Origin of the sequence: Pseudoalteromonas sp. NEC-BIFX-2020_015 (genome assembly GCF_012952265.1) — a bacterium.
In the GTDB taxonomy this organism is placed as follows: domain Bacteria; phylum Pseudomonadota; class Gammaproteobacteria; order Enterobacterales; family Alteromonadaceae; genus Pseudoalteromonas; species Pseudoalteromonas neustonica.
On the sequence record NZ_JABCJL010000024.1, the window covers coordinates 62,226 to 81,010 of the forward strand.

17 protein-coding genes are annotated in these 18,785 nt (G+C 42.4%); 15 read left to right on the top strand and 2 right to left on the bottom strand.

Annotation, left to right across the window (positions count from 1 at the left end; all coding sequences use genetic code 11):
- Positions 1 to 12: 12 nt before the first annotated feature.
- The 15 genes from rsmH (at position 13) to lpxC (ending at position 17,263) form a co-directional block, all read left to right on the top strand.
- Positions 13 to 951, top strand: coding sequence for a 16S rRNA (cytosine(1402)-N(4))-methyltransferase RsmH (gene rsmH / locus HH219_RS16415; RefSeq protein ID WP_054206644.1), 939 nt, complete (start codon positions 13 to 15; stop codon positions 949 to 951).
- On the top strand, positions 948 to 1,274 hold the full coding sequence (gene ftsL / locus HH219_RS16420; RefSeq protein ID WP_054206643.1) for a cell division protein FtsL: 327 nt from the start codon (positions 948 to 950) through the stop codon (positions 1,272 to 1,274). Before rsmH ends, ftsL begins: the two co-directional genes overlap by 4 nt.
- Positions 1,271 to 3,088 (top strand): penicillin-binding transpeptidase domain-containing protein, encoded by a 1,818-nt coding sequence (locus HH219_RS16425; protein WP_054206642.1) that lies wholly within the window; start codon positions 1,271 to 1,273, stop codon positions 3,086 to 3,088. The genes ftsL and HH219_RS16425 overlap by 4 nt, the downstream gene beginning before the upstream one ends.
- On the top strand, positions 3,081 to 4,562 hold the full coding sequence (gene murE, locus HH219_RS16430; protein WP_169328087.1) for a UDP-N-acetylmuramoyl-L-alanyl-D-glutamate--2,6-diaminopimelate ligase: 1,482 nt from the start codon (positions 3,081 to 3,083) through the stop codon (positions 4,560 to 4,562). The genes HH219_RS16425 and murE overlap by 8 nt, the downstream gene beginning before the upstream one ends.
- Positions 4,559 to 5,947: a UDP-N-acetylmuramoyl-tripeptide--D-alanyl-D-alanine ligase gene (gene murF / locus HH219_RS16435; RefSeq protein WP_169328081.1), complete on the top strand. Its 1,389-nt coding sequence runs from the start codon at positions 4,559 to 4,561 to the stop codon at positions 5,945 to 5,947. Before murE ends, murF begins: the two co-directional genes overlap by 4 nt.
- Positions 5,941 to 7,023: a phospho-N-acetylmuramoyl-pentapeptide-transferase gene (gene mraY / locus HH219_RS16440; RefSeq protein ID WP_054206640.1), complete on the top strand. Its 1,083-nt coding sequence runs from the start codon at positions 5,941 to 5,943 to the stop codon at positions 7,021 to 7,023. The genes murF and mraY overlap by 7 nt, the downstream gene beginning before the upstream one ends.
- Complete coding sequence (murD, locus tag HH219_RS16445) at positions 7,024 to 8,349, top strand: UDP-N-acetylmuramoyl-L-alanine--D-glutamate ligase (RefSeq protein WP_169328082.1); 1,326 nt, start codon at positions 7,024 to 7,026, stop codon at positions 8,347 to 8,349.
- Positions 8,346 to 9,521 (top strand): cell division protein FtsW, encoded by a 1,176-nt coding sequence (gene ftsW / locus HH219_RS16450; protein ID WP_054206638.1) that lies wholly within the window; start codon positions 8,346 to 8,348, stop codon positions 9,519 to 9,521. The genes murD and ftsW overlap by 4 nt, the downstream gene beginning before the upstream one ends.
- On the top strand, positions 9,518 to 10,600 hold the full coding sequence (murG, locus tag HH219_RS16455; RefSeq protein ID WP_054452715.1) for an undecaprenyldiphospho-muramoylpentapeptide beta-N-acetylglucosaminyltransferase: 1,083 nt from the start codon (positions 9,518 to 9,520) through the stop codon (positions 10,598 to 10,600). The genes ftsW and murG overlap by 4 nt, the downstream gene beginning before the upstream one ends.
- 50 nt (positions 10,601 to 10,650) lie before the next feature.
- Positions 10,651 to 12,060 (top strand): UDP-N-acetylmuramate--L-alanine ligase, encoded by a 1,410-nt coding sequence (gene murC / locus HH219_RS16460; RefSeq protein ID WP_054452929.1) that lies wholly within the window; start codon positions 10,651 to 10,653, stop codon positions 12,058 to 12,060.
- On the top strand, positions 12,057 to 12,977 hold the full coding sequence (locus HH219_RS16465; protein WP_054206636.1) for a D-alanine--D-alanine ligase: 921 nt from the start codon (positions 12,057 to 12,059) through the stop codon (positions 12,975 to 12,977). Before murC ends, HH219_RS16465 begins: the two co-directional genes overlap by 4 nt.
- Before the next feature lies 1 nt (position 12,978).
- Positions 12,979 to 13,758, top strand: a complete 780-nt coding sequence (locus HH219_RS16470; RefSeq protein WP_169328083.1) for a cell division protein FtsQ/DivIB — start codon at positions 12,979 to 12,981, stop codon at positions 13,756 to 13,758.
- On the top strand, positions 13,755 to 14,987 hold the full coding sequence (gene ftsA / locus HH219_RS16475; RefSeq protein WP_054206634.1) for a cell division protein FtsA: 1,233 nt from the start codon (positions 13,755 to 13,757) through the stop codon (positions 14,985 to 14,987). The genes HH219_RS16470 and ftsA overlap by 4 nt, the downstream gene beginning before the upstream one ends.
- A 21-nt stretch (positions 14,988 to 15,008) precedes the next feature.
- Positions 15,009 to 16,250, top strand: a complete 1,242-nt coding sequence (gene ftsZ, locus HH219_RS16480) for a cell division protein FtsZ (RefSeq protein ID WP_054206633.1) — start codon at positions 15,009 to 15,011, stop codon at positions 16,248 to 16,250.
- A 101-nt stretch (positions 16,251 to 16,351) separates the two neighbouring features.
- Positions 16,352 to 17,263 carry a UDP-3-O-acyl-N-acetylglucosamine deacetylase gene (lpxC, locus tag HH219_RS16485; RefSeq protein WP_054206632.1) on the top strand — a complete coding sequence of 304 codons (912 nt, stop codon included), beginning with the start codon at positions 16,352 to 16,354 and terminating at the stop codon, positions 17,261 to 17,263.
- Between the two features lie 79 nt (positions 17,264 to 17,342).
- On the opposite strand, the gene yjjG is transcribed toward lpxC, so the two are convergent.
- Together yjjG and yjjX are read right to left on the bottom strand one after the other, a co-directional pair.
- Entirely contained in the window at positions 17,343 to 18,017 is a 675-nt protein-coding gene (yjjG, locus tag HH219_RS16490) for a pyrimidine 5'-nucleotidase (RefSeq protein WP_169328084.1), read from the bottom strand.
- Positions 18,017 to 18,562, bottom strand: coding sequence for an inosine/xanthosine triphosphatase (gene yjjX / locus HH219_RS16495; protein ID WP_169328085.1), 546 nt, complete (start codon positions 18,560 to 18,562; stop codon positions 18,017 to 18,019). Before yjjX ends, yjjG begins: the two co-directional genes overlap by 1 nt.
- Positions 18,563 to 18,785 lie beyond the last annotated feature (223 nt).

Consider the following 18,785-nt stretch of genomic DNA (forward strand, 5'->3'; position numbering starts at 1 on the left):
AAAAAATAGCTAATGACAGCGCAATTTGAACACATTTCCGTATTAATGGACGAAACCATCGAGGGTCTAGCAATTAAGCCAGACGGTATTTATATGGATGGTACATTTGGCCGCGGCGGACATTCTGGACAAATCTTGGCGCGCCTTGGTGAGACTGGCCGACTGCAGGCAATTGATCAAGATCCACAAGCGATCAAATCAGCAGAAAAATTTGCAGATGATAAGCGTTTTGCCATTGCTCACACCCGATTTTCTAAGCTATACGAAGTAGCGGAGCAAAACGATCTCATTGGTAAAGTTGATGGTATTTTATTAGACATCGGCGTGTCATCTCCGCAACTTGATGATGCTGAGCGTGGCTTTAGCTTTATGAAAGATGGTCCTTTAGATATGCGAATGGATCCTACCTCAGGTCGCAGCGCAGCACAGTGGTTAGCTGAGGCTGAATTAGACGACATTACTCATGTGATAAAAAAGCTGGGCGAAGAGAAATTTGGTAAACGTATAGCACACAAAATACTTGAAACACGTGAACACACACCGATTACGACGACTAAGCAGTTAGCTGATTTAGTTGATGAGGCAGTGCCTGTAAAAGATAAGTTTAAACATCCCGCTACGCGTACTTTCCAAGCAATTCGAATTTACATTAATAGTGAATTGGAAGAAATTCAAACAGCATTACAGTCTGCGGTTAAAGTGCTTAAACCGGGTGGACGTTTAGTGGTTATTTCATTTCATTCTTTAGAAGATCGTATTGTAAAACAATTTATTAGAAAACAGAGTAAGGGAGAAGCATTACCTAGAGGTCTGCCTTTAACAGACGCACAAATAAATAAAAACCTGACGTTAAAAGCAGTAGGTAAGGCGATAAAACCAAGTGCGGCTGAAGTTGAACGTAATACACGCTCACGCAGCTCAGTACTTAGGGTGGCACAGAGATTGGGATGAAGGCTAAAGCGAATCATCGACAACCCAACTTATTTTTAGAAATAATCAAAGGCCTAGGAGCGAATAAGCTAACCTCGGCCTTGTTGGTTTTGATATTCGCTTCAAGTTTGAGCGTCGTACAAAGCACTTATTTAGCACGCCAAGAACTGATTAAACAAGATCAGCTCTTGCAGGAACGAGATGAGCTTGATTTAGAGTGGCGTTATCTATTAGTTGAAGAAGAGTTTTATTCACAGCATGTGCGCATTGAAGAAATTGCCACAATGCAATTAGAAATGAAACGGCCAACCAGCCAAGATGAACAGGTGATTATACTGCCATGAGAAATAGAGGAAAAAAACCAGCGAATACATTGAGCACATGGCGTTTTATGCTGGTGTGCTCTGTGGTGCTGTTGGTATTTGTAACCTTAGTTTCTCGTGCTGCGTATCTACAAGTTATTGAGCCAGATAAAGCTCGCTCTGAGAGCAACAAACGAACTGTGCGTGTTGAGAAGTTACATGTACAGCGAGGCATGATTTTTGACCGCCATGGTAAAGAACTTGCTGTGAGTGTACCTGTTGTGAGTGTATACGCAGATCCTAAAGCATTACATAAATCTTTGGTTGCAAAAGTACTTAAACAAGCTAAAAAAGAGGGTGAAGACCACAAAGCCCTTGCTAAGAACAAACCTTTACTACAACAGCGAGTCGCGCTTTATTATAAAAACGATTTACGATGGCGTGAGCTTGCAGATGTATTACGTATTGAGCCGAAAAAAATAACAAGCCGATTACGTGATGATGCAACTCGGCGTTTTGTTTATTTAAAACGCCAAGTAACGCCAGCGGTTGCAAATTACATTGGTGACTTACGCTTGCCAGGTATTCATTTATTAGATGAATCAAAACGCTATTACCCTGCAGGTGAAGTAACCGCCCATGTTTTAGGCTTTACTAACATTGATGGTAAAGGCATTGAAGGTATTGAAAAACTTTATGAAAATGCGCTGACTGGCGAAGAAGGCCGCCGTACTATTCGTAAAGATGCTCAAGGACGTGAAGTAGAAGTGCTTGATGAGCGTGAGCGCGTTGAGCCTGAAAATATCCAATTAAGTATTGATCAGCGTATTCAAGCTATTGCCTACAAAGCCCTTAAGTCAGCGGTATTGACATACAAAGCGAGCTCAGGCTCAGCGATGGTGGTAGATGTTAAAACCGGCGAAGTATTAGCGATGGTTAACAGCCCGTCTTTTAACCCAAACAACCTTAATGATGCCGCCCCTCATAAACGCCGTAATCGTGCTATTACAGATTTGTTCGAACCAGGCTCAACCGTTAAGCCTCTAGCCATTTTGGCTGGATTAGACTACGGCACAATTCAAGCTGGTGATAAAGTTGATACTTTTCCAGGTTGGATGCGATTGGGAGGTAGCTTAGTTACAGATACCCGTAATCATGGCGAAATGAGCCTGCGAGAGGTCTTAAAGTACTCCAGTAATATGGGCGTGACAAAAATTAGCCAAGAACTACCGAAAGACTACTTTGTTGGTTTATATCAAAAAGTGGGTTTTGGGACTGATTCGGGCACTGGGATGGTTGGTGAAAGCAGCGGCTTATTTTATCCAAATCGTCGCTGGTCTGATCATGAAATTGCAGCATTATCCTTTGGTTATAATATTGCTGTTAGTACGGCTCAAATGGCACGCTTTTATGCAATGTTAGGTGCTGGTGGTGTGAATCGACCGCTCACCGTTTTAAAGCAAGACTCAGTTCCTGAGGGTGAGCGTGTATTTCAACAACAAGATGTTGAAGCCGTTGTGAATATGATGGAAAGCGTTTTTGAAGAGGGCGGAACCGCCAGCCGTATTAAAGTAGACGGTTATCGTGCAGCGGGTAAAACGGGTACTTCTAAAAAAGCCGCTGCAGGTGGTTATGGTGACGAATATGTTGGCTATTTTGCAGGCATAGCACCGGCGAGTAATCCGCGTTTAGCTGTGGTGGTAATGATCAATGAGCCCGGTGGAGATGTTTATTATGGTGGTGCGACAGCAGGCCCTGCATTTGCAGAAATTATCTCTAACGCGTTAAGAATTTTAAACGTGGCTCCCGATAAAGGCTCGGTTGCTTACGTCAAAGGCAAAGATGATGATGCGTGATTTACAAACAATTTTAAAGCACTTAGAGATAGCGGCCAGTAGCTTATTAGTGAACGAGTTACGCTTGGACAGCCGAGATGTAAAGCCAGGTGATGTATTTGTTGCAATTAAAGGCCATGAATTAGATGGTGGTCAGTTTATACAAAAAGCAATTGAAAATGGTGCGGCAGCAGTTATAGCGGATCGCTTGTGTGAATTTGAGAGTGACTTTGAGCCGTTGTACTTGGTCTCTGATTTAGATAAAAAATTACCAGCATTAGCGAGTCATTTTTACCAGCGGCCAAGTAAGCAGCTTGAGTTAATTGGTGTAACAGGTACAAACGGGAAGTCGACGACTACAGCAATGATTGCTCACTTAGCTAATTATTGCGATACCGCGTCGGCGATTATTGGCACTTTGGGTTATGGCCAACCTGAACAGCTAACGCCACTGATTAATACCACGCCATCGTGTGTTGATTTACAGAGAATTTTATCTGAACTTATTACACAGAAAAACACGTTAGTTGCCATGGAAGTATCATCGCATGGTTTAGTACAGCAGCGTGTTGCAAAAACAACATTTAAAGCTGCGGTATTTACTAATTTGTCACGTGATCACTTAGATTACCATGGTGATATGGCAAGCTACGCTGCTGCAAAGCTAATGCTTTTACGTGATTTTAACGCGCAGTTAGTGGTACTCAATCAAGATGATAGTCAGGTTCAACATTGGCTAAAGGAATACGATTTTACCAACCTAGTATGTTATGGGCGAAAAGGGCTTGTTCCTACAGGTGCTAAATATGTGTACTTTACTGATGTTAGTTACCATAAAGAAGGTATTTCAGCTAAATTAACAACAAGTTGGGGGGATATCTCAATTAATAGCCCGCTCTTTGGTGAATTTAACTTATATAATTTAGCGGCCGCGATTGCGACGCTGCTAGGTTTAGGGTATCCGCTGGATAGACTTGCTGCTGGGTGTGTAAGTTTACAGCCTGTTGCTGGGCGTATGCAGGCGTTTAGTGCACCTAACCAACCAACCTGTATTGTTGATTATGCACATACACCAGATGCATTAGCTCTTGCACTACAAGCATTACAACAACATGTTCCGGGTGGTGTGAGCTGTGTTTTTGGTTGTGGTGGTGACCGAGATAAAGGTAAGCGCCCTATGATGGCCCACGCGGCAGAGCAACATGCTAATAAGGTTATTGTGACCAGTGATAACCCACGCAGCGAAGATCCGTGGCAGATCATTAACGATGTAGCAGTAGGGTTTACACAGGGCAAGGCTATTCATTTAGAAGCTGATCGCGCGGCAGCTATTGCTTATGCGATTGATAATGCACAGCCAAGTGAAGTGATCTTGATTGCAGGTAAGGGGCATGAAGACTATCAAATTGTCGGTACTCAGCGCCTTGATTTTTGTGATCGTAAGTTTGTACAACAACATCTAAAAGAACAACAACGAAGAGGATCGCAGTTATGATCCCTATGGATTTTGATTGGCTAGCAAATGTGCTGGCAACCGATTACCAAGGTGGTAATCAAACGATTATAAATATTAACACGGATACCCGCACAGTATGTGATGGTGAGGTGTTTTTAGCATTAAAAGGGCCTAATTTCGATGGCCATAAATTTATTCAGCAAGCAAAAGAAAAAGGCGCTATCGCAGCTATTGTCGATCATGCTATTGAATGTGATTTGCCTCAGTTTGTAGTGGCAGATACACGAATTGCTTTGGGTGAAATTGGCTCAGCGGTAATGGCTAGCGTTGCACCAAAAACAATTGCAATTACAGGCAGTGTTGGCAAAACTACTGTAAAAGAAATGTGTGCTGCTATTTTAGCCTCTCATGGTGACGTGCTTGCAACAAAAGGTAATTTTAACAACGATATTGGCGTACCTCTGACTTTATTACGTTTGGAGCCTCATCATCAATACGCCGTTATTGAGCTTGGCGCCAATCACATCGGTGAGATTGCCTATACTGCGGCGATGACTAAACCGGATGTGGCTGTGGTGTGTAATGTGGCTGCTGCACATATTGAAGGGTTTGGTTCATTGGAGGGCGTTGCCACTGCCAAAGGTGAAATTTACGATGGTTTGAAAGAGCACGGCGTAGCCATTGTTAATTGCGACAGTGAATTTAGTGACCGTTGGCTTAATAAATTACAAGGACGCAATATTAAGTGCTTTTCAAGCAGTGAAAAGCTGGATATCTGGGCTGAGGATATCAGCTTAGATGAGCAGGCTCACGCCTCTTTCTTTATTTGCACTAAAGAAAAACGAGTACCAGTAAAGCTTGCTTTACCTGGGCGACATAACGTTGCAAACGCATTGATTGCTACAGCACTTACCAGTGAGTTTGGAGTTAGCTTTGAAAATATTGCAGCTGCGCTTGGCTCAATGGGAGAAGTTAAAGGGCGTGTCAATATCATAAAAGTTAGCGATACATTAACCGTCATTGATGACACGTACAATGCGAATGTGCAATCGGTAAAAGCAGCAATCGATTTATTGAGCGATATACAAGGTCAACGTATTTTAGCATTTGGTGATATGGGTGAGCTTGGTGAAGACGCTCGTATGTATCATCAACAAGTCGGCGAGTATGCTAAGCAAAAAGGTATTGATGAACTCTATACTCTTGGTGTACTGAGCAAATATGCGAGTGATGAATTTGAAAAACCGAATCGTCATTTTTCAAGCCGTGATCAACTCCTACTACAATTGCAAGCTGGCTTAGCTAACACATCACAAAAAACCACCATAGTCGTAAAAGGATCGCGCAGTTCTCGAATGGAATTACTTGTACAAGATTTAGTTAATAGCCAGCAAAGTGGCCACAATGGAGTATCTGAATGTTAGTTTGGCTGGCAGAGTATTTAACCCAATATTACAGTGCATTTAATGTATTTTCATACCTTACTGTACGCGCTGTATTTGGTATTTTAACGGCGTTATTAATCTCATTATATTTTGGTCCTAAACTGATCCGCGCTTTGCAAAGAATGCAAATAGGCCAAGTTGTCAGAAATGACGGCCCAGAGTCGCATTTATCTAAAAAGGGCACACCTACAATGGGTGGCCTATTAATTTTAGCGTCTATTTTTACCAGTACATTATTATGGGCAGATTTAGCCAATAAGTATGTGTGGGCTACATTATTTGTGATTGGTTCGTTGGGTCTGGTGGGTTTTGTTGATGATTATCGTAAAGTGATCCGCAAAGATCCAAAAGGGTTGATCGCCAGATGGAAATACTTTTGGCAGTCAGTAATTGCATTGGTGGTTGCTTGCGCTTTATTTTTTACAGCAAATCATGCAAATGAAACATCGTTAGTTGTGCCATTTTTTAAAGATGTATTACCGCAACTGGGTTTGTTTTACATCGTAATGACGTATTTTGTCGTTGTTGGAACATCTAATGCGGTAAACCTTACCGATGGTTTAGATGGTTTAGCGATTGTACCAACAATTTTAGTGGCTGCGGCATTGGCAATCATTGCTTATTTAACCGGTAACGTAAACTTCTCAGCTTATTTACACATTCCACACTTACCATTAGCCAGTGAGTTAGTTGTGGTATGTACTGCGATCGTCGGGGCAGGGCTTGGTTTTTTATGGTTTAACACTTATCCAGCGCAAGTATTTATGGGTGATGTAGGATCTCTTGCTTTAGGTGGAGCGCTGGGAATTATTGCGGTATTAGTCCGTCAAGAATTGGTATTAGTGATAATGGGCGGAGTATTTGTAATGGAAGCCTTGTCGGTTATTTTGCAAGTTGGTTCCTATAAGTTACGTGGCCAGCGGATTTTTAGAATGGCGCCAATCCATCATCACTATGAATTAAAAGGGTGGCCAGAGCCTCGTGTTATCGTACGTTTTTGGATTATTTCTATCGTGCTCGTGTTAGCGGGTCTAGTTACATTAAAGATTAGGTAAATGACGTATTTAAACGAGATAAAAAACAAACATATAACAGTGCTCGGACTCGGTGTTACCGGTCTGGGCATTGTGCGTTTTTTAATGTCTCATGCTTTTACTCCTTATATTGTTGATAGTCGCAGTTGTCCACCTGGCGCTGATTGGCTTAAACAGCATGCGCCTAATTTAGAAACCCACTTTGGTGACTTGGCAGCTGCAAATCTAAACAGCGCTGATATCATCATCATCAGCCCTGGTTTGAGTTTGACGACACCCGCAGTTGTCGCCGCAATGGCTGCGGGCGTAGAAGTGATTGGTGATGTTGAACTGTTTGCCCGCTTAAATACAAAACCCGTTGTAGCGGTGACAGGTTCTAATGGTAAATCAACCGTTGTTACCTTGGCTTATGAAGTACTTAAAGCTGCAGGGTACAAAGTTGGTTTAGGTGGAAATATTGGAACTGCCGTACTGGATTTACTCAGTGCTGACTTTGATGTGTATGTATTAGAGCTCTCGAGTTTTCAACTAGACACTACGCACAGTTTAAAATCAACGAGTGCAACAGTACTGAATATATCTGAAGATCACCTAGATCGTTATGCTGATTATCACGCTTATATTGACTCAAAACTAACAATTTACCGACATACAGAACTTGCAGTTGTAAATGCTGCTGATAGTGCAACACATACCACACAGCAACCACAGTTGAGTTTTGGCATTAGTGATGCTGATTACTCGATTACCTACAAAGACGGTTGCGCCCAGTTTAGTGCAATGCAGCAAGCGTTATTACCTGTAGATAGTTTAAAGGTAGTTGGGCGTCATAATCACTTAAATGCTTTATCAGTAATGGCATTATTGAGCCCATTTTCGATTAGTAAAACTGCCTACCATGAAGCTTTTAGCCAATTTAATGGCTTGGCTCATCGCTGCCAATTTGTAGCAGAACTTGCAGGAGTTAAATATTTTAATGACTCTAAAGCAACGAACGTCGGTGCAACTATCGCAGCAATAGATAGTTTATCAGATCAAGCTAAGCAGCTAGTTGTGATTGCTGGAGGGGATGCTAAAGGCGCAGATCTCAATAGCTTAAAACCGTATTTACAAGCGAAAGTAAAAGCGCTTATTTGTTTTGGTAAAGATGCCAATTCACTAGCAGCGCTAACAAACAAAAGCCATTTAACGCAAAATATGGAACAAGCAGTTGAGCTTGCTAAACAACTTGCTGTTGCCCAAGACATTGTGTTACTTGCCCCAGCCTGTGCCAGCATTGATATGTACAATAATTACATGCAACGCGGCGATCATTTTAGCGAATGTGTAAAGCGGGTGTCGCTATGACAACATTTGCTGATATTCGTGATGCATTAACTCCCAAGCAATCAGCACAGTTGTATGATGCTCCACTGTTGTATTGTGTAATTATGTTAATTGGTTTGGGCTTTGTCATGGTTACAAGTGCTTCAATGCCTGCCGCTGAGCGACTATTTGACAATCCGTATCATATTATTATTCGCCATAGTATGTTTTTAGCTATGGGTCTAGCGCTCTTTTGGATTACGTGTTGTGTGCCTATGACATGGTGGAAACGCTCTAACCCATACTTACTATTATTGGGTATGGTGTTATTGATTGTGGTGCTGATTGTTGGGCGAGAAGTAAATGGTGCCAAACGATGGATCCCTATTGGGCCAGTGGGTTTTCAAGTTGCTGAAGCTGCAAAGTTGTACTTTTTTAGCTATATAGCGGGTTATTTAGTGCGTAAACGCGCTGAAGTACAAGAGAACATCAAAGGCTTTGCTAAACCTATTGCAGTGTTTGCTGTTTATGCCGCATTAATTTTATTACAGCCAGATCTCGGGACTGTGGTGGTGATGTTTGTTACCACCGTTGGCTTATTATTTTTAGCTGGCGCTAAGCTATGGCAGTTTTTCGCACTGATTTTAACTGGTATTGGTTTAGTCGTGCTGTTGATCATTGTAGAGCCATATAGGATGGCGCGAGTGGTTGGCTTTTTAGAACCATGGGACGATCCGTTTGGTAAAGGCTATCAGTTGGTGCAATCGCTAATGGCATATGGTCAAGGTGGTTGGTTTGGTCAAGGGTTAGGTAATAGCGTTCAAAAGTTGCAGTATTTACCTGAGGCACATAATGACTTTATTTTTGCAGTGATTGGCGAAGAGCTCGGTTTTGTTGGTGTATTAAGTATTTTATTGGTGTTCGGCACCTTGGTATTTAGAGCATTATTAATTGGTCAACAAGCATTAAAATGTGGCAAAGAATACGAAGGCTACTTTGCGTTTGCGATTGGTATTTGGTTTGCGTTTCAAACCATGGTTAATGTCGGCGCAAGTGCGGGTATTTTACCAACCAAAGGACTCACCTTACCGTTTGTTTCTTATGGCGGCTCTAGTTTATTAATTATGACGATCGCAGCGGGAATTTTATTGCGAGTAGATTTTGAAACAAAAATGGCAACCAAACAAGCAACATCCCGAGGAGGTAAACGATGAGTAAAAAATTAGTAGTCGTTGCTGGTGGTACGGGAGGGCATATATTCCCAGGGATTGCTGTGGCTGATTACCTTAAACAGCAAGGCTGGCAAGTAAGCTGGATTGGTACCGCTGATCGTATGGAAGCGCAAGTAGTCCCTAAGCACAATATTGATATTGATTTTATAAATGTCAAAGGCGTACGTGGCAATGGCTTCGCACGGTTAATTAAAGCGCCTTTTATGGTTATTAATGCCATTTTACAAGCGCGCAAAGTGCTGAAAAAACAGCGCCCTGATGTTGTGTTAGCAATGGGAGGGTATGTAACAGGACCGACCGGCATTGCGGCAAAAAGTTTAGGTATTCCGCTGGTGATCCATGAGCAAAATGCGGTGGCCGGAATGAGTAATAAGTGGCTAGCAAAATTTGCGAATAAGGTGTTGGCTGCATTTCCGAGCGCGTTTGCTAAAGGTGCATGTGAAGTGGTGGGTAACCCAGTACGCGAAAGCGTTGCTCATGTACCAGTTCGCAATGCTAGCAATCCAATCAATATGCTGGTAGTAGGGGGGTCATTAGGTGCTCAGGTACTTAACATCACACTACCAACAACGTTTGCGCAGCTTACTAGTGTATGTGAAATAAATGTTTGGCATCAAACTGGGAAAGGGCATTTAGGCGCTGTAAGTGAAGCATACACAGAGCAAAAAATGAGTACCGAGCAAGTTAAAGTAGCTGAATTTATAGATGATATGGATGCTGCTTATAGTTGGGCTGATATTGTTATTTGTCGTGCTGGTGCGTTAACTGTAAGCGAGATAGCTGCCGCAGGTAAAATGGCGGTGTTTGTGCCTTATCCTCACGCGGTGGATGATCACCAAACCGCAAATGCAAAATTTTTAGTTGAAGGCAATGCGGCATTACTCATGCCGCAGGGGCAGTTTAATCAACAGGCACTTGCCTTGTTATTGAGCCCGTATTTAAATGAGCCTGAGTTAATTAATGAAATGGCAAGCCGCGCTAAAGGTCTTGCTGTGCTAAATGCGACGGCGCAGGTTGCCAAACATTGTGAGCAAGTAACAAATAAAAAGAGAACTGTGTGAACGAATTTAATAAATCGACAAACGTCGCTCAAAAAACTAATCGTCCAGCCATGAGACGAATCGATACTATTCACTTTATAGGTATTGGTGGCGCGGGCATGGGTGGTATTGCTGAAGTGCTTGCATTTGAAGGGTACCGAATTACGGGCTCTGATATTGCTCACAGTGCGATGACTGAGCGCTTAATTAAAGTTGGCGCCGAAGTATTTATAGGTCATCACGAGAATAATATAAAAGATGCCAATGTGGTTGTTGTTTCAAGTGCGATTGACGAAACAAACCCAGAAATAATAGCGGCCAAAGCGGCGCGTATACCTGTTGTACGTCGCGCTGAAATGCTCGCTGAGCTTATGCGTTTTCGCCATGGTATTGCCATCGCTGGTACGCATGGTAAAACGACAACAACGAGTTTAATCGCCAGTATATATGGCCAAGCAGGGCTTGATCCAACGTTTATTATTGGTGGTTTGCTTAACAGTGCTGGTAGCAATGCTAAAGTGGGTAAAAGTGATTTTTTAATCGCTGAAGCGGATGAAAGTGACGCATCATTTTTACATTTACAGCCAATGGTTTCAGTGATCACAAATATAGAAGAAGATCACATGGATACCTACGGTGGTAGTTTGGAAAAAATGAAAGACACCTATGTCGATTTCATTCATAACTTACCATTTTATGGTCTTGCCGTTGTCTGTATTGATTCTGAAGTGGCTGCTGAGCTGATACCGCGCTTTGGTCGCCCTGTGATCACCTATGGTGAGGCTGCTGATGCTGATTACCGTATGACTGACTTTAGCCAAACAGCAAATACAAGTCAGTTTAAAGTGCGTAATAAGCAAGGCGATGAGCTGAGCGTGAAGTTAAATATGCCAGGCAAACATAACGCACTTAATGCAACGGCCGCTATTGCAGTATCAAAAGATCAAAAGATAGCCGATCACGCAATTTTAGAAGCTTTACAACAGTTTGAAGGCATCGGACGTCGTTTTCAGCACTATGGCGAGTTTGAAAATGAGCGTGGTAATGTGATGCTGGTAGACGATTATGGTCATCATCCATCTGAAGTGGCCGCCACTATTGCCGCAGTACGAGAAGGTTGGCCTGATAAACGCCTAGTCATGATTTATCAGCCACATCGCTTTTCGCGTACGCGTGATTTGTATGAAGACTTTGTAAAAGTATTGGCTGATGTTGATCAGCTTCTACTCTTAGATGTATATAGCGCTGGCGAAGAGGCGATTATAGGTGCTGACAGTAAAAGCCTTTGTCGTAGTTTGCGCCAAAGAGGCAAAGAGCCATTGCATATTGCTAGCAGCTCGGAGTTAGCGGGTGTATTAGCAAACATATTACAAGATAATGACTTAGTATTGACGCAAGGCGCTGGTAATATTGGCCAATTAGTAAAAACACTCGCAGCAACATCGTTGTCGATAGAGCAATTGAAACAGGTAAAAGTATGACGCAATTAAATACGCAATTTGGCAAAGTTGCCGTGTTGTTAGGTGGTCACTCAGCAGAGCGCGAAGTATCACTAAAATCAGGGCAGGCTGTATTGAACGCATTACAAAATGCGGGCGTTGATGCTATTGCGTTTGACCCAAAAGAGCAGCCTTTGTGGCAATTAAAAGAATTAGGTATTGAACGTGTATTTATTGCACTACATGGCCGCGGTGGTGAAGACGGCACTATTCAAGGCGCGCTTGAATTTATGGGGTTGCCATATACAGGCAGTAACGTATTAGGATCAGCGTTGGCAATGGATAAAATCCGCTGTAAGCACTTATTTAAATCAGCGGGCTTAAGCACAGCACCTTACGCGGTGGTTGATAGCAAACATGGTTTTGATACAACCGCGATAATGAATGAGCTAAAAAAAGTAATGGTTAAACCATCACATGAAGGTTCTAGTATTGGTATGGCGCAAGCAAACAATGCACAAGAACTGGATGCTGCTTTAGCTGAGGCATTTAAATTCGATAGCCAAGTATTAGTAGAGCAATGGATAACAGGGCGTGAATTTACCATTACAGTATTGGGTGATGACGTACAGCCAGTAATTGAAATGACCACACCAAATGGCTTTTATGATTATCAAGCAAAGTATCAATCAAATACGACGCAATATCACTGTCCGGCAGATTTATCTGCTAGTGATACTGAGCATTTACAGGCAATGGCACTTGCTGCATTTGAATTAGTGGGCGCCAGTGGCTGGGGGCGTGTTGATGCCATGCAAGATGCGGATGGTAATTTTTACCTATTAGAAGTGAATACAGTGCCCGGAATGACTGAGAAATCATTGGTGCCAATGGCGGCTAAAGCAAACGGCGCAAGCTTTGAGCAATTAGTTGTTCGCATTTTGGAGCAAACGCTTTAATATGCATGCCTTTTTAGAAAAAGCGCAACAATTAAAACAGCAACTAAATTGGTCGCTAATTTTTGGTGTTAGCTTTTTTTTAATCGTTGTATTTGGCTTAGTGCAAATAACGAGTGGCGTAAGGCAGTGGCTGGTAGAAAATAAAGATGCGCAAATAAAGCACTTAACGGTATTAGGTGAACCCGAATATACCGATGAAAAAGCTATTATTGGCGCAATAAAAAAAGCTGACTTATCGAGTTTTTTTGATTTAGATGTTAAGCATGTACAGTATTTGGTGCAAGAGTTACCTTGGGTCGCAACCGCATCAGTACGTAAGCAATGGCCAGATATACTGCAAGTATATGTAGTTGAGCATCAAGCCGTGGCTGTTTGGAATAGTGATTTACTCATTAACCAAAAAGGTGAAGTATTTCAGGCTGCAAGTTCAAAGCTCAGTGTTGAGTTACCGCAACTGTATGGCCCCGAAGGTAGTGAGTTTGAAGCATGGGTTGCCTTTAAACAGTTTGATGAAATGCTCACATTAAATAATTTTAAGTTAACAAGTTTAGCTTTGTCAGAGCGTTTTTCATGGCAGTTATGGCTTGAAAACGGTATCCGTCTTAATTTAGGGCGCAAAGAAAAAGCTAAACGGGTACAACGGTTTATAGATATTTACCCACGCATGGAAAAACGTGCAGATGCACAAGTAGATGTTGTGGATTTACGGTATGATACCGGTCTTGCTGTGAGCTGGAAGCTCCTGGAAGAAGAGCAAATACAAAATAAGAGTAAGGCATGACTAAGTCAGCAGAAAGAAACCTCGTGATAGGATTAGACGTTGGCACCTCAAAAGTGGTGGCCACGGTTGGTGAAATCACCGCAGATAACAAACTCAGCATTGTTGGGGTTGGCAGCCAAGTATCTCATGGTATGGATAAAGGCGGTGTTAACGATCTCAATTTAGTGTCTGAATCAATACGTCGGGCTATCGATGAAGCAGAATTAATGGCTGATTGCCGTATTAGTTCAGTTTACTTGGGGATTTCAGGAAAGCATATTCAGTGTCAAAATGAAAATGGTGTTGTTGCAATTAATAATACCGAAGTGACAGACGAAGACATTGATAATGTTATTCATATTGCACGTTCAGTACCAATTTCAGCTGAACGCAAAATGTTGCATGCATTACCACAAGAATACAGTATTGATATGCAAGAAGGGATAAAAAATCCTTTAGGTATGAGCGGCGTACGAATGGAAGCTCGTGCTCACATCATTACCTGCTCTAATGACATGGCAAAGAATATTGAGAAATGTGTAGAGCGTTGTGGGCTTGAAGTTGATCAACTCATTTTTACTGCTTTAGCGTCATGTTACTCAGTATTAACCGATGACGAAAAAGAGCTAGGCGTTGCTGTATTGGATATTGGTGGTGGCACAATGGACATCACTATTTATATTAATGGTGCGCTGCGTCACTCTGCAGTTATCCCCGTTGCGGGAAATCAAGTAACGGGTGATATTGCAAAAATATTTCGTACACCGATTTCGCATGCTGAATCACTCAAGGTACAATATGCGTGTGCGAGCAGCCAAATGGCCAGCAGTGAAGATACGATTGAAGTACCGAGTGTAGGTGGTCGGCCAGCGCGTTTAATGTCGCGTCACACCTTATCCGAGGTTGTAGAGCCACGTTTTAGAGAATTATTTGAACTGGCGATGGAAGAAATCCGTCGTTCAGGGTTAGAAGACCAAATTGCAGCAGGACTCGTCATTACAGGCGGTAGTGCTAAAATGGCGGGCGCGATGGAAGTAGCTGAAGATATCTTCCAAATGCCAGTAAGAGTAGGAAAGCCAATCGGGATAGTTGGCTTGACTGATTATGTAGATGACCCTTCATATGCAACCGCGGTTGGTTTATTGCAGTACGGCCGCACAATGCAATCGATGAATGCACAAAAGTCGAAACCTGAAGGTGATAACAATTTGTGGAGCCGCATAACTAAGTGGTTTCAAGGCGAGTTTTAATGCTCAAGTCGGAGAGTAAACATGTTTGATATTATGGAACAACACAGCGAAGAAGCTGTCATAAAAGTAATAGGCGTGGGCGGTGGCGGCGGTAACGCGGTTGAGCACATGGTTAAACAGCAAATTGAAGGTGTGCGTTTTATCGCTGCAAATACGGATGCGCAAGCATTACGTAATTCTTCAGCTGATATTACGGTGCAACTTGGTACTCAGATCACATCTGGGCTAGGTGCCGGGGCAAATCCTGATGTTGGCCGTCAATCTGCGGAGGAAGATGCAGATACAATTCGTGCCAGCCTTGAAGGTGCAGATATGGTATTTATTGCAGCTGGTATGGGTGGCGGTACAGGTACTGGCGCAGCACCCGTGGTTGCAAAAATAGCGAAAGAACTGGGTATTTTAACAGTGGCAGTTGTAACGCGTCCGTTTGATTTTGAAGGCAAGAAACGTGCAGCAGCCGCTGATCAAGGTATTAACGAATTGTCAGAAATTGTAGATTCACTTATTACAATTCCTAACAATAAATTGCTTAAAGTTTTAGGTAAAGGGACTACACTTCTAGATGCGTTCGCTAAAGCAAATGACGTATTATTTGGTGCGGTTCAAGGTATTGCGGAGTTAATTACACGCTCTGGTTTGATTAACGTGGATTTCGCCGACGTACGTACAGTTATGTCTGCTATGGGTACTGCGATGATGGGCACAGCGTCTGCATCGGGTCCTGATCGTGCACAAGAAGCAGCTGAAGCCGCTATTTCTAGCCCATTACTTGAAGATGTTGATTTAACGGGTGCTAAAGGTATCTTGGTTAATATCACCGCAGGTATGGACATTGCGATTGAAGAGTTTGAAATTGTCGGTAATCACGTTAAAGCATTAGCATCTGAAAACGCAACGGTGGTTGTGGGTGCGGTAATCGACCCAGAAATGACAGACGAACTACGTGTTACAGTTGTTGCTACGGGTTTAGGCGGCGATCGTCGTCCACAGTTTGGTATTGTTGATAATGGCTTTAAGAAAGCGTCAGGTTCTGATGTTAGTGGTTCAAGCAGTCAAACAAGTGGCATGTACGTGCCAAGCTTTGCAAGTCAAGGCAGCAGTGAAGAAACAAGCTCTGCAGCTAAAGCTGAAAAGCATGATTCGACGATGAATCCACAAACAAGCGCAAGTAAAACTGTTGAGAATGGTAGTAAAAAATCAGACAAATCGGATGGTGGTGATTATTTTGACATTCCTGCTTTTTTAAGAAAACAAGCAGACTAATCAAAATGTAAAAGTGCTGATTAAAAAATAAACGAATTTGGCAGCTGGTCGTATCTGTGATATAATCCGCCGTCTAACTGTAACTATAAGTGAGCGAACCTATGATTAAACAGCGTACGATTGCAGAAATAGTCAAAGCCATAGGAATTGGACTTCATAAAGGTGAGAAGGTCACAATAACTCTCCGACCTGCGAGCGCAAATACTGGGATTGTATTTCGTCGTGTCGACCTTGATCCGGTTGTTGATTTTGAAACAACACCTGAAGCCGTTGGTGATACGCAATTGTGTACCTGTTTAACAAATAAAGATGGTGTTCGCTTATCAACGACTGAGCACTTAATTGCAGCAGTAGCGGCAATGGGTATCGATAATCTAATTGTTGAATTAGATAGCTCAGAAGTACCAATAATGGATGGTAGTGCATTACCATTCATTTACTTGTTACAAAAAGGCGGCATAGCAGAGCAAAATGCAGCTAAGCGCTTTATTCGTATTAAAGAAAAAGTACGCATTGAAGAAGGTGATAAATGGGCTGAGATAGAACCATATGATGGTTTTCATATCGACTTTGAAATTGCTTTTGATCATCCGGCAATCAATGAAAGCCGCCAACGTATCGGTTTAGATATTACTACGCAAAGCTTCACTGAAGAAATTAGCCGTGCACGTACATTTGGCTTTATGAAAGATATAGAATACATGCATGCAAATAACCTAGCACTAGGTGGTAGCATGGATAACGCCGTAGTTTTGGATGAGTTTAAAGTACTTAATCCTAATGGTCTGCGTTATAGCGATGAGTTTGTTAAGCATAAAATTTTAGACTGTGTTGGTGACATGTTTATGACAGGCCACAACATCTTAGGCAAAATTACCGCTTATAAGTCAGGTCATGACTTAAACAACAAGTTACTTCGTAAAATTATGGCGACCGAGTCAGCATGGGAATGGGCTACGTTTGAAAACCCAGTTACTATGCCAGCACCAGGCTTAGAAGTAGCTACAGCTTAATAGTAGCGCTTAAAAAACAGTTATAAAAAATGACGCTATTTAGCGTCATTTTTTTTGCCTAGCCTTTAATACTAAGTTTTTACAAGCCTAAAATATTTTGCAGCTGTGCAAGCTCGGTAACGTGATAAGTTGGTTTTATTCCTTCAGGCAACACAACCCCTGGATGCTGCAACCAGCAGCTATCAATCCCCGCATTTTGTGCACCCAAAATATCACTGTTTGCAGTATCGCCGACCATTAAAATATGTTCTTTGTTAGGATTACCCATTAGGTTAAAGGTGTGATCAAAAATTGCAACGGCCGGTTTTGCAATGCCTACTTGTTCTGATATAACCAACCAGTCAAACATGTCTTTTAGGCCTGTGTGTTCTAAGCGACGGGCTTGTAATTGTGTAAAACCATTGGTGATAATGCCAAGTTTGGCATGAGGCTTTAATCTATTAAGTAATTCGACAGCACCTGGAAGTGGTTGGCAGATCTCGGCCATCGCTGTTAAAAAATTATCATTAAGTTGCTGCGCTGGCACGTTGAGTTTTGTTGCCCACTCACTAAAGCGTGTTACTTGTAAATGACTGGCAGTAATTTTATTGTCTTGGTAGGCAAGCCATAATGATTTATTGGTCACTTGATAATGCTGGTAGTCGGCCTCATTAAAATCCATGCCATAAGTGGCGAGCATTCTTTTTAAACCTGCAAAGGCATTAAAGCTGAATAGGGTTTCGTCTGCATCAAATAAAACGTGGGTATACTTCATTAAACTTCCTTACTGTATAGATCCGGATGTAAAAAAGGTGCCATAGCGAGGATCAGGGCTTGTGTGTATGTGCTTTCACGTGTGGCATGATGGTTAGTAAGTAGGCCAATAGCCCCACCTTGTTGTTTTATATTGGTTGTATTAAACGCATTGTCCATAACATCACCTAGCTCTTTACCTTGCAGTAATGCGTTATAAAGACTCTGCGGAAGTGGTAAATTACTGCTGCGGCCTATTGCACGTTGTTGGTTATCAGCAATAACAACATAAGCAAAGGTCGCAGGCCCGTAGCTGAATTGCTCTGCACCACCTTCCATTGCTACGTAAAAATCGGCTTGATAGTGCTGTTGGCAATGTAATACGCGATTTTGTGCGCCAATTCGGGTTTCATCTTCACCTATAGGTTGATCCGGTACGTCTGATGGAGCGTTAACACCTTGGCAATCTATAGCTATGTTAGGGTAAAAGAGATGAAAGATACTGCGTGCCGCACTTATCTTCACTGGATTTTTTGATCCCACAATAATGTGAAGTGACTCTGTCATACTGACTTCTCCTTTTATGATGAAGTCAGCAGTGTATACCCAAGCCACCTCAAGATGCGAGTTTCAGTTGGAATTAAAAGCGATTTAGACAAGGCATTGGTGCGTCAAGCTAAGCTTGATCCATCTTGCAGGGTGCAAGTCCCTGCCGGGCAAGGTCTAACTAACCACCCGTATTGAGTGTTGCGCCTTTGGCGGAGTGTGGGATTAGCAATTGCTTATCAGT